Origin of the sequence: Mycoplasma ovis str. Michigan (assembly GCF_000508245.1) — a bacterium.
Classification (GTDB): domain Bacteria; phylum Bacillota_I; class Bacilli_A; order Mycoplasmatales; family Mycoplasmoidaceae; genus Eperythrozoon_A; species Eperythrozoon_A ovis.
This window is the reverse complement of sequence record NC_023062.1, coordinates 647799-661124: the sequence shown is the minus strand read 5'-3', so window position 1 is coordinate 661124 and position 13326 is coordinate 647799. Positions and strand designations below refer to the sequence as shown.

Below are 13326 nucleotides of genomic sequence, written 5' to 3'. Positions count from 1 at the left end.
ACTAACTTTTAACTAATAAATAAACTCCTTTAATCTCAACCAGATGTAGTGGAAATAAATCATGTTGGGAGAAGAGATTTACATTTTTCATATAAGGAGTGACTCAAACAACTGTTTTACTTATTCCACTTATCATCAAGTTCTTTCTTTTTAATTGGAGATTGCAAAACAGGAATATCGGTAGAGGGACTAGTTTCTCTGATTTCCACTGTCGAAGTGTCAGAAACTTTATTGTCTTCAGTCACTTGAGAATCTTTTGAAATAGAACTTAAAGGAGAACTAGAAGGTAATAGAATGGTGTACCTGCAATACCACCACCTGTTCCTAAAGTAATTAACAAATATTTAACTACTCAGGAAGTGTAAAAAGACACAATAATCTAACTAACTTTTAATAAATGTATTACCGATCTAAAGCTATTCAAAAAACTCTTTTATAAAAGATTTTTGCTCTGATAACTTATCTATTAATTAACTTGCTCTAAATATTCCTTAGGAGCAACAATAGGAACTTTGATTTCACTTCCTAGATCATCATTAAATATCAAACCTATAGTAATATTGTCTTCTTCTGGATAAATTGAAATCTCATTTAGATCTTCTCAATTCTTTTGTTGTAAATTAGGGTAATCGTAGACAGCAAAAGAAAAGCTGATATTTGTTTTTTCTTTAGAAGAAGAAATATCTCATGAACAAACAAAAGTGACTTGTTGTTCATCTACTTTCTTCTGACAATCATTAGGATCCAACTCATTGAGAACTAAATCATTGTAATTACTAGAGCTAATATTGAATCAACTTTTATTTGAAGGATTAGCTTTTCTTCTTGGCAAAGGAACATCTTGAAGTTGTTCCTTTCCTATTGCGGAGAAAGAAGTTTCTGGAGCTTTTACAGAATCAACTTTAACTGGGATATTTTGATTTGGTTGAAGTTCTGGAGCAATTTTAGACTCTTGCTCTTTTTGTTCTAGATTAGATTCAGTTGGTAAATCTACATTTTGTTGCGTTTGTGACTCTGGCCTATTCACTGTTTGTGGAGAATTTTCCACAATTAACTTGTCATCCTTATGTGCTCCACTGTTATCTGTATCTTCAGAACTTTCAACAAATGTCTGTTCTGTAGTTCCTGATCTAAAGACTTCTCCCGCTTGAAGTTCAGAGGGAGAAAGTTCTTTTTGAACTACTTGTTCTTGGTTTGATTTGGAATCACCTTTTCCAAAAAAAGCTCCTGCAATTCCACTACCGATCCCTAAAGAAGTTAAAAGGTATTTGCCCGCCAATAATGGAGAAAAAGACACCTCTTAAAAAACTATTAATAACTATTTAATAGTTCTTGCGGTAAAGGGAGAGGAATCTCTATTTCATTACTTTCATCTCCATAAAACACAAACCCTACAATAATATTTTCCAGTTTCGGGGAGATAGATAATTCCTTTAGTTCTTTTCAATTTTTACCTTTTAAACCACTGTGTTCTGAGGGATTAAAAGAGAAATTAATTTCTGTATGTTGACGAGAAAAAGTTTAAGGGCAAGTGAAGAACACTTGTCCCCCGTTTTCTTTTATGTCACATTCTTGAGCTTCAAATTCTTTATCTTCTAGGTTCTCGTAATCTCCTGATTTCATTGCGAAACTACCTTTTTTAGAGGATTCTTAAGGGGAAATTGTTGTGATTTGTGGAGTACTTGCTACAGGAACTGAGGAAACAGGTTCTTGCGCAGAAACAATTTTCACATTACTTTTCGGTTCCGCAATTTGTTTTGTTGTTGGATCAACTTTAGGTCCTTCGCTATCTTTTTTGTCTCCAAGAGGAATATCCGAAGTTTCTCCACCCTCTGCGTTTGTAGGAGTTCCCTGAACTTGTAAATCATCATATTTCTGAAGACTAGGTGTACCTAGCTCATCACTGTCAGCTTGATTTACTTTTCCGTCTGCATTATCCCCTGTTTCGGAGTCTGCAGTTGTAGACTTTATTTCTTCTACATCCAAATCAGGATCTTGTACCCCCATCTCTTGTCCTAACGAAGGCTGTTGCGCAGTAACACCGTCTCCTTCACTTACACTTTCACTAGTTGCCCCCTCTTCAGAAGTAGTAGCATCTTGAGGTGATTCGAAACCAGAAACACTATCACCTTTGTCTTCTTGTTCTGTTGGAGTTTGGGCTCCTACATCTTTAGTATCTGCCTCTGACACAACAACTTCTGTAGATTTATAAGTAGATAACATTCCTGCAACGGAACTTGCAGTACCTCCACCCAAACCTAAAGCAATCATTTCATATTTTCCTAACAAAGAGGAAAGAAAAGATATAAATTAATCTAAGTTTTTCTATAGATTTTACTGGCGTCTTTTTAACTTAAATAATTGATGCAACAATCTTCAGAAAGTATTATTTTTTGTTCTTAATCTATTAATTTTTGATTAATTTTGTAACTAATAAATATTTCTTTATGCCAGATCAGCAAGCCAGTTAAATTACAGATAAGAAATTCAAAAGGAATTAAATCATTAATAAACTTCTTTGTAATTAATTATTAATTAGAAACTAAGACTTAAACCATAATTCATTAGTTACGCATAAATGAGTGGTAGATCAAAGTTATTACTAGGAAGTGTTGGTTTCTTGGGAGCTAATGGTGCAATAATACCTGTTTTAAATAACAATTATGGAATATTTGATAGTCTAAGTTCTTCTATTTTCGGGGGGGGCATTACATAGGGGAATTAGGTAGCAAATTACTGGAAAACAGTTCTAATCAATTAGTTCTAAAAGGAGAAGTAAGTAGTTCTCAAGAATCTCCCTTTAAGTTTTCTGAGTCTACTACTAACCTACCAACGGTTTCGTTGGATTTAGGAAAAGATGCAAAAAATCTGTCATTAGGTTCTTTTGTAGATAATCAAGGAGGCATACAGTCTATAGTTAAGGACTTGAAGAGTGAAATAAGTGTTGAAGATAAAGTTGTAAGTTTAGAGTCAGAACTTAAAGAAAAATATGACTATGCTGTCAAACGATATTTAAATGGAAGACAAGGATCTGAACAAAAACATCTAGAAAATTTCCAAAAAGTACAGAAGCAAGTTGAACAATGATCTAAAGAAAAGACAAAAAAAGGGTCGGCGACCCCAATTTCTAAAGAAGAAAGAAAAAGTTTGCAAAAAATGTATGAGTTTTTCAGTACTCTTTTAGATGAAAAAACTAAATTAATGGATGGCCTAGATGCCATCAAAAAACTAGAGGATGGTCAGTTATCTGCCCAAAGACAAACTAGCAGGCCTTCTTTAGAGGAAATAAAGTCCTCCTTAAGAACAATTAACTGGCTTCAAGACAAAATTCGATTAACTAAACAAGGTGGAAAGGGAATGAAAATGTTTAAAAATGACTGAGGGGGTTGAAGTCAAAACCCTTATAAACATTTCTTCAAAGACGAAGACAGTTACAGAAAAGCTATTTCTGTTTTGAATAGTTCTGTCGCAACTATTGAAAAGGCAAAAAGACAATTAGTTAGCGATAGAGCAATGTGAGGGTGGTGAAGGGCAACGAATCATTTTGATTTACAAGAGAAACAATTGAATGAAGCTTCTGCCAATGTTGGCTCACATATTGAGTTACAAGTGGCACAATCATTATTAGAAAATATGAATATTTTGAAGACTAAGGGGCAATAGGTTGAAAATCGGTTAAAAGTTGGAAGCCGAAGGAGAAAGTCTTTATAGTGACTTTTCTTTTGAAAGATTCTCTTTGGAGAAAATAAATATACAGAATGAAAAGTATTTTTTAGACAAGAAAGTGCAAAATGGTTGCTAAGTTTAAAATTTCGTTAATTCCGTAGTATGTTGTTAGCTCACAAACTTTTAATTCTGGGAGGCGGGATATTTGCCACTTCTGCAGTCTCTACTGCAGTTGTTTTAACTCGACCTAGTTCTAGCGTTACAGCGCAAACTTCTATTGATAACGCTGGTGTGACAGTTAGTTCAGAAGGCAGTGTAAGAGTTGTTGCGAATGTTTCAAATTTAGAGGTTTCTCAACAACCTACTACTCAAAAAGAATCACCTTCACCAGTAGTTGAAGAGACTTCTAAAGCTGAGGAGCAAAAAGACCAACCATTAACTCCTCAACAACCCGCACTAACGGCATCTTTGGCTGTTTCTACCATCTCCTCAGGCTCAGATACAGGGGTTGAGGGAGAGGCCACGAACAAAGGACTTGAAATAAGTGGTGTTAAAACAGATTCTACGCAATCACATTCCTCTGGCAGAACTTTAAGTCACTCTAGCCCAGCTCCAATAGTTAAGAGAGTGGAAGAGGGTCCAAAGTTAGGAATCTCTCGACAACCTGCACAAGTGACTTCCACTTCTACAACACAACAGCTTTCAATCGATGCCTTAGAAGCTGTTAAGTACAAAGAAAGAACTGAAAATCCAGATTTGTGTAGAAATATCTTGACTTCCACTAAAGATAGTTCCAGTGTAAAGGCATGTAGAGTGTCTAAAGATAGTATAGATTTGGAATTTATGTATTATCAACCTCAAATAGGAGAAATGCCAATAAGAATTAAAGATATGAGATTTACCCACAGTTCATTAGTGATTAATCTGACCAAGTCAGATTATTGAGGAATGAATAATCATTGAATGGATATATCTCAAGCTACAGATATGTTTACTGGCAAAGGATTAATGAATCCTTCAGATATGGGAACCCAATCATTCACTGACAAGCAGTGCCAGCTAGAGATTACTGGAGGAACTGGAACACAAAAGATTTGAAAGATTACTAAAAAAGCAGGAGTTTAATTAGTCTTACGTAGTTAATCTTTTGTAGGAAAAATCAATAAAATTTAACTAATTTTTAGAGTTTTTTAAATTATGGCTCTTTCCTTAAAAGTTCTTCTTGTTGGAGGTTCAGCTGTCGCTGGAATCGCAGGTACTGCAACAATCGTTACTAAATCTTTTTTAAACTCCTCTGAATCTAAAGTAGTTACTACGTCAGAGGGATTAATGGGACAACGGCAAAATACCGAAGATAATTTTCCTGCAACAGGAGAACAATCTGCAGAAGAAAGTCAAAAGCCTCAAATTAAGGATGCTTCTTCTAGAACAGAAACTAGCGCTTCTGGCGCACAACCAAAAGAGGAAAAGAAAGTAGAGGCTCACTCCCCCTTCCCAACCAAAGTATCTAAATTATCTGAGGCTGAAGAATATAAAAATAGGGTAAATAATCCTGCATTGTGCAAGGTTGTTTTAGCTTCTACTTCTGAAAAAACTAAAGTGGAAGTTTGCAGAAATTCTCAAGGTGGGGCAGATTTAGAGTTCATGTATCATACTAATCTATTCTCAATGCCCATAAGGGTTAGAGATTTGGAATTTACTTATAACCATTTAGTAGTAAATTTGACTAAGTCAGATAATTATGGATCCACAAATAAAAGAATGTTGTTATCTGAATTCGAGGATATAATAGCTGGAAAGAGTGTTATTCCACTGCAATCAGTTAAAGGTAAGAAATTTACAGATAAACACTGTAAAGCTACAGGAAATCTAGAAATTAATTCCAAGGATTGAACAGTTCAGTGTCAAGTAACTTAAAACTCGTTATCAGTTTTTTGAATCTAATCTTTCATGATTTTTGCATTTAAGTTAGCTTTATTATCTGTTCCAACAATTGGGGCTACTGTTGTTTTACCTCTCAGTTCTTGAACTAAGGGTTCAAGTGTCCAGAGTTCTGAGACAGCTCGAGAAGTAGAAAACTCTATTGATAAGGGAGATTCAGAATTAACTTCATTAGAAGAGAAGGATGATGAAGTTGATTTCATTCCGCGAGATGTATCCTCTGAATTAGTTTTTTCAGCAAATAAGTTGAAGGAAAGATATGAAAATCCAGATTTATGTAGGGAAATCTTGAGATCAAAGACAAATATTGATTCCTGAATAAGAGCATGTAGATTGTCGACAGGTAGTTCTCAAATAGAATTTGCATATTACTACAGTAAATATTCAATGCCTATTGCAGTTGAAAGCTTGAAATTTACTCATAAGGAATTAGTTATTAAATTACGAGAAAAAGATGATTTAGACTCTAACTCTATAAGGCTAGATTTGACTCCTGAGTTGATTAATTTGCAAGGTGTTTTCACCTACGTTGCGGGCGGAAAAGAATTTAATGAAAAACAATGTCAAATAGAAGAACAAACATACGGAATAAAAGAATGAAGAGTTAGTTGTAAAGAAATCTAATAATAGTTATTTTTTTGTTTTAAATTGACACCCCTAAGAGCTTTATTATTGGGAGGAGCAACAACAACAGTTGTTGCAGTTCCAACAATCCTGACTCTTGCGCCCTCCAATACTGCTATAACAATAACTGATCAAGGCAGTAATTCACATACAGAAACACCTTCTGCTGTCCCTGAACAACAACAAACTCCAAAACCAGATGTTGCTGAAGAGCCTTATTCCATCCCTAATACTCCCGTTTTAAAACAAAAGGAAAGACATGAGCACCCAGAGTTATGCAAAGAAGTTTTAGCGGATGTGCAAGATAAATCAAAGTTAAGGGTATGCAGATTACATAGAAAAACCGAAGAACTAGAGTTCGAATATCTCAAAGATCAATTTTCAACGCCTATATCTGTTACAAATCTGCAATTTAAGATCAGAGATTTAGCAGTTACTTTAGATAAGGAGGATATGTCTTATGATACCATTAAAAGATTTACATTAAATGACGAAATTATAGCCGGTCAAGGAATAATTTCTCAAGTTACTGTTGGCGGAAATTCGTTTACAGGTCAACAATGTAAGTTAGTTTGAAAAGATAATTTAGACAGCTCAGGACATAAAGATTGAAAAGTTGGTTGTTAATTAATTTAAAAACGTAATTAAAAAAATATAGAGATTAATTCAATATTTTTAAACTTATAAAGTTAGATCGATTAGAAACAAAAAATTAGTAATTTGTTTTTTTGTACTTATACTGAATGATTTGTCAAAAGTTAAATTTCTTTCTAAAAATTTAACTTAAACCTCCATTAAAAATAAGAAAATATATTTTTTATTTTTAACTTTTTAAGCTCTAAAGAAGTATTGAATTATCTATAAATTTCTTTGTAATTAAACAGTTAAAGTTAGAGGATAATTCTATTCTGGAAGTTTAAACCACGTCGGAAGAAGTTTCTTACAGGAATTTAATTTTGTAAGACTAGTAAAACATCTATCAAACTTCGCTCACTTTTCATCTAATTCTTTCATTCTCTCTGCTTCTGTAGTAGAAGAGGAGCTAGAACTTGAAACAGTAGTTTGTGTTCTCGTTTCGGTAGTGCTTGTAGTGGTTGGAGTTACGGCAGTTGGAATATTGTCATTTCCACTCAAATAACTTATTGAAACAACTCCCGTTGCTGATGCAAGAGAGGAAGAGAGGCCACCAATAATTAGGTTAATTAATTTCATGTTTTTTTAATTGTATATCAAAATTTTCAAATGAATAAAACAAGGAATATCAATTTTCATTTGGAAATTAAGCTGAAATTGCCAAGGAAATTTGGGAAATTTAACTTAAAAAGTCCTTAAATGAAGATTATTAAATTCTAATTTTCCAAGGAAATTGAAAATTAGATTATAGAAAAATATATCAGGACTAAATTTAAAATTTAAAAATTTATGACTCTTACTTTAAAGTTATTTGGATCATTATTGGCGGTTGGGGCCACTACAACTGCTATAGCTGTGCCTATTGTAACAGCTTCAAGTACTTCAACCAGTTCTGGCAATGTCAATAAAACTTCAGATTCTGAAGATTGCAAGGAGATCTTGAAAGATGAAGCTCAAAAAGAAGATGAAGGAAAGTTAATGGTTTGCTTCAGCAAAGTTGGAGAAAATGTCAGCTTTTGATGGCTTGATAAGTCAGATTCTCAACTCAAAGAAGTTAAGAAATTAAATTCTTTGGGTTATTCCTTACGAGTAGAACTTAATTTAGGGAATTTCGGAGTCTCAAGAGATCTAATTGTTGTGCCTCAAGATAAGTATTTTTCTGGAGGCGCATACGTAATTTTCCCTAAATCAACTGAAATTGATCCTTCCAAATGTACCGTTAAAGGAGAACTTAAAAATTGAACACTAGATTGTTCTAAACAAAAAATATAAGTCTTCTTTTTAAATTATTTTTCCATTAAAAATAAGGAAACTTAACTGCTAGGCTTTAAATGTTCTGGAGATTAAATTGTTTAGAAATTTTTTTAACTCTTTAAATAAGTAATATGTAATCCAGCTTTATCTCTTAACTTTCCGCAGAAATAACACAAAATGTTTTCGAATTAATTAACAAAGAGTCTTTAAAGATAAAAATATTTTTTTATTTTGTTAAAGACTTATCTTCTAACCTCTAAACAACCTAAACAATAATTTGGCTTTCCCTTAATAACTATTTATAGAAATTTTTCAGAAATATTATTTATCAAACTATTTCAGGAACTAAGATAAAAAATTTCTACTCTATATAAAAGTTTTTGATAGTTGCAAATAAATAGAAGAACTTGATAAATCAGCATTCAAGAGTGTGACTTTATATATTCATGGTTCAATAGGATCAGAATCATTCATTAAGATACTTCCTCCCCATCGACCTTGTATTGTTTGAGTAGAAAAACTCTCACTTTCAAAAGTAGTTTTATACATATCAAATTCATTCGAAGTTTCTCCTTCTGCTATTGTGACCGAATTAGTTTTTATTTCAATGTTTTGCCCCTCCTTAAAGAAATCTTGCAGATATTGTTGTTGGTTTAAAAGAGTCGAGGGAATTCATATTGACCATTTTGAATCAATTATCGTATCTCCTCTTCCCGCATTATCGCAAGAGAAAAGAAAATATTTAGGCAAAAGTTCAGCAATGGCCGAATCTGTTTCTTTTGCTACTGCGCAATTCTTGGCCTCTTGAACTTTAGGTACAGAACTTAATTCTTTGGCATTTTCGAGCCTAGGTTTTTCCGGTGAAGAGCTCGTTTCAGGGGAAGAAAGACTTTCAGGACCTTGTTTAATGGGAACGCTCTCTAATCCTTCCGGAACAGAAATAACTGATTGCGTCGTGTCAGATTGGGTAGGACTAGTTGAAGAAGTAAGGCTGATAAAGGGTATAACACAAGCACCTCCGCCCAGAGATAATAAAGAACTACCTTTTATTAGTAAATGTATTTAAAAATAAGAGTTAAACTCTCTTTTCTTTCTTGACTTTAAATCACTTAAACTAAAAATTTTTATTTTTAATTTAACAGATATTCACTTTAAAGTCTTTCTATCCTACTCTTGAATAATTAAACAGAAGAAAAATTTTTAATTAGATATTTTTAAAACTTCTTAAGTTTTTAAATCAAAAGATTTAAAAATTAACTAAGAATCCTTTTCACTAGTACTTTTATGAATGAGCTCGTCTTTAAACAACAACAAAATTGTTTCGGGCTTTGCTGGACTTTTTGTTTGAATGACTGTTATTTCCTTTCCGAGAATAATTTTTGGCTCTTTTTTCCACTCTCCGACTAAATAAGTGGGAGACAATTCACTACTACTGAAAGTCGTACTATAAATTCCTGTTTCGGATGAAATAGTTTTATTCTTGATATTCAACGTATTTCCTACTTGTAATTTTCAAGCATTCGGGAACAGAGATTTTGGAAATAATCCTAATCAATCATTAGGCATATTCACATCAGAATCATCTAAATTCGTATTTTTGCAAGCAAGAGAAAAGTAGTCTTCTGCCCATTGATTAAATTCATCACTTCAAAGAATATTTTTTTGCTCTTCAGAAGTGTCGACAATTTGACAATTGCCTACAGAAGGATTTTTGATAGGGGGCGACGTGGGTGCAATATCTGCTTTAGAGGCATCAGTAACTTCAGGGGCGGGAGAAGTTATTGTTTTAGTAACTTCTTTTTCGTCTATTTGTGGAGAACTTTCTTTTTGACCAATCTGCTCGATTAATGTAGGATTTGTAGCTTCAGAACTACTGTTTTTCCACCATATTAGTGAAGCTCCGCTGCATCCTCCTCCTAAGGCCGTAATAACAGTTAAAACTCTATGAATTACAGCCATATCTAAAAAATACTATCCCCCCTTAAAAAGTGGGAGTAAAAATCATATATACTATCCCAGAACCTATTTCACTTTTTTGTATTGAAGCAGAAGTTACCCTTTTCTTTGGTAATTGTTTTTGATCAACTTCATCCCATATTCCTGTAACGCTAGACTTTAGTCCTTTGCCACTAAAAGTGGCAATAATTTTACTGTTACCAGTGTCTAAATCTTCAACTTGTTCCACTTCAGTATTAATTTCGAAAACACTGCTAGATGTATTAGTAAATGCATCTTTCAGAAATATCTTAGGTAACAATAAGTTTCAATCAACAGGTAATTCTATATAGTCATTTTTTACGATGGTATTCTTACAACTCGTGGAAACATAGTCTGATTTATTTTTGGATTTTGAGGTCAGTAGTTTCTCTCAATTTTCCTCCAGAGAAGTAACTTGACAAGCTCCCTTCACAAAACTCTTTGAAGAATCGGATTTTACAAGTTTTGGAGCACCTTTAATTTTTGTAGGAGATTGCGGAGGTTCAACTTTCGTTTGTTTTGGCTGACTAGTAAAGCCAGAATTATCCGGTGCCTTCAATAAATATAAAGGCAAGCCAATACCACCACCAGCTATCGCCACCATTGAAGCCACAAGCTTTACTCTCATCCCCAAATATAAAAATTTTTTTACATTTTAAGTCTGGGGAGAGAGAGCTTAAGGGAAATTGGCGATCAATATTGGAATACTGATTGCTTTAAATTAACTCAACTTAAACAAATCTGATAATTACAAAAAGGCAACTAAATTCAAATTTTTCTATTTATTAAAGAAATAATTGAGAAATCCCACTATATTTCCACGCCTTCTGGCAACGGTATCACAAAATATATTGAATTAGGATTGAAATCTTCCCCTTGAATATCGACAGAAACTGCTATTTTTCTTTCTTGAAGAATATCATCCAAATAAGTTCACTGCCCCTTAATAGTGTTTGTAACTCCCTTTCCACTAAAAGTTACTAATCTAATACTTCCAGAATCTCCCTCTTCTTGAACTACTTCAATTTTTACTTCAAATTTTTTATTTCCCAACTCCAAAGATTTATCGGACAAAACAGTTTTAGGAAACAATCCAGTTCAAACTTCTGTTGGAGTAGCGAGATTATCCTTTTCAAACCCAGTATTTTTGCAAGTTGCTACAACATAATCATCTTTATCCTTTTTCTTCCCTTGAAGGAAAATTTCTAAATCATTCTCCAATGAAATTACCTCACATTCACCTCTATGCTCTTTGTTAGTTGCTCCTGCAACAGTGGTCGCTGAATGAAAGTAAAAAGGAATGGATACACAACTTCCTCCACAAAGGGTGGCCAGAGCAAAAGCTATTCTTGCGCCTAAAGACACAGCAAAAAATCTATTTTTTGAAAGCTTTTAAAATTTTTGTTCAATTTTATAGACTTTCGGGAAAAAAGAGTTTGCCTTAGACTTTAAAAAACCTTTATTTCAGACGGAATAAAAAAGACTTAAGAATTTTGAAGTTAACCCCCCTGAAAAAACCTAATTGACAAATTCAACCAAACTTGTGGTCCGATTTTTGAATTACAAAAGTGTATAGCGGAAACTTTGGGATAGAATCTTTTAAATAGCTTTAAATAGATACAAAAGTTTGTAACGATTGTTTATGAATTCAAAAATTTTTATTGCAGTAACAACTTTATTTGGCGGGGGAGTTGAATTGCCTTTATATCTTTGAGGAACACGAAATACAATAACAACACAATCTTTACATGTACCCAAAGGCTTTGTTGGATCATCCTGCAAAATTGATCGAATTTCAGAGGAACTTAAGGAGTTTCTTCAGGAGCAATCCAAAAATGAAGAAAGTTATATTTCAGTTGCCTGCTCAAACATTAAAGAAAATGATGATATATTTGCTCTCTTTCAAGAGTGAAGCATTTTGCTCCCTAAAAACATATTGTCTGAAAGCTTAGCGCTTCAGGAAGGAAACAAATTTGATCTAGAAATCACAAAACGACAGGAGGAGGGAGAAAGAGGAAGTGTGAATAAAGCAGCTGTAGGAGGAGAGTGATTAAAAAAGGAAATGGAAGGAGAGTGAAACTACTTGGATCCTAAAAAGTTACAAAAATTAGTAGTTTCTATCGAAATTAAAGAAGGAGACTTTAGTGGAAGCTGACTATATCTATTGTTTCCTAAATTGAAAGAAGAAAATGAAGAAACTACTTAAAATTTTTTCAATTATTTCTTAAAAACAAATAGATATTCGTGTGCAATTAATAAAAAGTTGTACTTAACACTATTAGTTGCTCAATAGCCTGTAGTCTTGCAATTATGTTGCACCTTAATAATTAATTCCTTTAACTTAAAACCTTTATCTTCGAAAATTTTCATAACTTTGTAGGACAAAGGAATCATGTGTCCATTTTTTCTAGTATCTTCCATTAGAATAACACAAAATTTACCTTTTTTTAAAACTCTATAACACTCGAATGCAACTAATTGCATCTGAGATAAAAATTCATTTATTTCTAAGTTAGATAAATCTTCGATAATTTCTTTCCCTTCACTGTATCGAATAATGTCTGCATAAGGTGGGTGGGTGCAAACTAAATCAATACTGTCTGAATCTAAAAAGCATAAATTCCTCACATCTCCCTTCATTGTGGTCACTTTTCCATTGGCATTAGAATAATCAAAGTCAATTTTTTCTTTACATCTTTTAATTGCTTCGCCATTGACGTCAATTCCGATAATATTTCTGTTAAGTAATTTCGCCTCTACTAGAGTAGTTCCCCCTCCAGCGAATTGATCCAATACTAGATCACCCTCTTTAGAATATCTAAGCAAGATATTTCTTGGAATATAAGGGGATCAGTTTCCCCTTCACTTGGCATCATGAGTCGCTCAACTTCCCCTATCTGGGAAACTTCATAATGTATTAGTTTGTAACTGAAAATTTTCAGGTTCTCATTTAGTTATTTTTCGATTTATCATGTCTTAGAAAAAAATCCTCCTTCGCTCACCTCTCTTAAATTGAAGATAGTGTTTGAGAAAGATTCAAAAAATTCTTTTAATGTTCTTTTATAGTTTTTTCAAGCGGGTCCATCAGTTATTCAAATAAATTTAAGTAGCTACAAAAGTGTTTTTTGTTTAAAGGAAGCCTTTTAACTGAAAAGAAGATTGGTTTTAATATTTTCGGGGAAGACATGACTAATTAAAGGAAGTGATTGTAAAAAATACAGAATGTAAACT

At 33.1% G+C, this 13326-nt stretch carries 17 protein-coding genes; 10 read left to right on the top strand and 7 right to left on the bottom strand.

Features of this window, described 5'->3' with window-relative positions; genetic code table 4:
• Positions 1-48 precede the first annotated feature (48 nt).
• Entirely contained in the window at positions 49-333 is a 285-nt protein-coding gene (locus MR07_RS03830; RefSeq protein ID WP_024071600.1) for a hypothetical protein, read from the top strand.
• Between the two features lie 133 nt (positions 334-466).
• On the opposite strand, the gene MR07_RS03825 is transcribed toward MR07_RS03830, so the two are convergent.
• Positions 467-1297 carry a hypothetical protein gene (locus MR07_RS03825; protein ID WP_024071599.1) on the bottom strand — a complete coding sequence of 277 codons (831 nt, stop codon included), beginning with the start codon at positions 1295-1297 and terminating at the stop codon, positions 467-469.
• Between the two features lie 353 nt (positions 1298-1650).
• A complete protein-coding gene (locus MR07_RS03820) occupies positions 1651-2289 on the bottom strand; it encodes a hypothetical protein (RefSeq protein WP_024071597.1) in 639 nt (212 codons plus the stop codon).
• A gap of 289 nt (positions 2290-2578) precedes the next feature.
• Here MR07_RS03820 and MR07_RS04470 point away from each other — a divergent pair, with 289 nt between their 5' ends.
• The 6 genes from MR07_RS04470 (at position 2579) to MR07_RS03790 (ending at position 6858) form a co-directional block, all read left to right on the top strand.
• Positions 2579-2716, top strand: a complete 138-nt coding sequence (locus MR07_RS04470) for a hypothetical protein (protein WP_024071596.1) — start codon at positions 2579-2581, stop codon at positions 2714-2716.
• 125 nt (positions 2717-2841) lie between these two features.
• Positions 2842-3663 (top strand): hypothetical protein, encoded by an 822-nt coding sequence (locus tag MR07_RS03810; protein WP_144079589.1) that lies wholly within the window; start codon positions 2842-2844, stop codon positions 3661-3663.
• Between the two features lie 165 nt (positions 3664-3828).
• A complete protein-coding gene (locus MR07_RS03805; protein WP_024071593.1) occupies positions 3829-4791 on the top strand; it encodes a hypothetical protein in 963 nt (320 codons plus the stop codon).
• A 72-nt stretch (positions 4792-4863) separates the two neighbouring features.
• The gene (locus MR07_RS03800) at positions 4864-5583 is read left to right on the top strand and encodes a hypothetical protein (protein WP_024071592.1); all 720 of its coding nucleotides are present in this window, start codon (positions 4864-4866) and stop codon (positions 5581-5583) included.
• A gap of 33 nt (positions 5584-5616) precedes the next feature.
• Positions 5617-6231, top strand: coding sequence for a hypothetical protein (locus MR07_RS03795; RefSeq protein WP_024071591.1), 615 nt, complete (start codon positions 5617-5619; stop codon positions 6229-6231).
• A 24-nt stretch (positions 6232-6255) separates the two neighbouring features.
• Entirely contained in the window at positions 6256-6858 is a 603-nt protein-coding gene (locus tag MR07_RS03790; protein ID WP_024071590.1) for a hypothetical protein, read from the top strand.
• Positions 6859-7134: 276 nt separating this feature from the next.
• Here the strand turns inward: MR07_RS03790 and MR07_RS03785 are convergent, their stop codons facing one another.
• A complete protein-coding gene (locus MR07_RS03785; protein ID WP_024071589.1) occupies positions 7135-7443 on the bottom strand; it encodes a hypothetical protein in 309 nt (102 codons plus the stop codon).
• A 210-nt stretch (positions 7444-7653) separates the two neighbouring features.
• Between MR07_RS03785 and MR07_RS03780 the strand changes: the two genes are divergently transcribed.
• Entirely contained in the window at positions 7654-8136 is a 483-nt protein-coding gene (locus tag MR07_RS03780; protein ID WP_024071588.1) for a hypothetical protein, read from the top strand.
• A 412-nt stretch (positions 8137-8548) separates the two neighbouring features.
• Positions 8549-9184 (top strand): hypothetical protein, encoded by a 636-nt coding sequence (locus MR07_RS04300; protein ID WP_144079588.1) that lies wholly within the window; start codon positions 8549-8551, stop codon positions 9182-9184.
• Between the two features lie 191 nt (positions 9185-9375).
• Here the strand turns inward: MR07_RS04300 and MR07_RS03765 are convergent, their stop codons facing one another.
• The 3 genes from MR07_RS03765 to MR07_RS03755 all read right to left on the bottom strand — a co-directional run bounded on the left by MR07_RS03765 (position 9376) and on the right by MR07_RS03755 (position 11460).
• The gene (locus MR07_RS03765) at positions 9376-10077 is read right to left on the bottom strand and encodes a hypothetical protein (protein ID WP_024071585.1); all 702 of its coding nucleotides are present in this window, start codon (positions 10075-10077) and stop codon (positions 9376-9378) included.
• Between the two features lie 22 nt (positions 10078-10099).
• Positions 10100-10723, bottom strand: coding sequence for a hypothetical protein (locus tag MR07_RS03760; protein ID WP_043901227.1), 624 nt, complete (start codon positions 10721-10723; stop codon positions 10100-10102).
• 182 nt (positions 10724-10905) lie between these two features.
• Positions 10906-11460 (bottom strand): hypothetical protein, encoded by a 555-nt coding sequence (locus MR07_RS03755; protein WP_024071583.1) that lies wholly within the window; start codon positions 11458-11460, stop codon positions 10906-10908.
• Positions 11461-11737: 277 nt separating this feature from the next.
• Here MR07_RS03755 and MR07_RS03750 point away from each other — a divergent pair, with 277 nt between their 5' ends.
• Complete coding sequence (locus MR07_RS03750) at positions 11738-12301, top strand: hypothetical protein (RefSeq protein WP_043901226.1); 564 nt, start codon at positions 11738-11740, stop codon at positions 12299-12301.
• Positions 12302-12312: 11 nt separating this feature from the next.
• On the opposite strand, the gene MR07_RS03745 is transcribed toward MR07_RS03750, so the two are convergent.
• Positions 12313-13068, bottom strand: a complete 756-nt coding sequence (locus MR07_RS03745; protein ID WP_024071581.1) for a TRM11 family SAM-dependent methyltransferase — start codon at positions 13066-13068, stop codon at positions 12313-12315.
• Positions 13069-13326 lie beyond the last annotated feature (258 nt).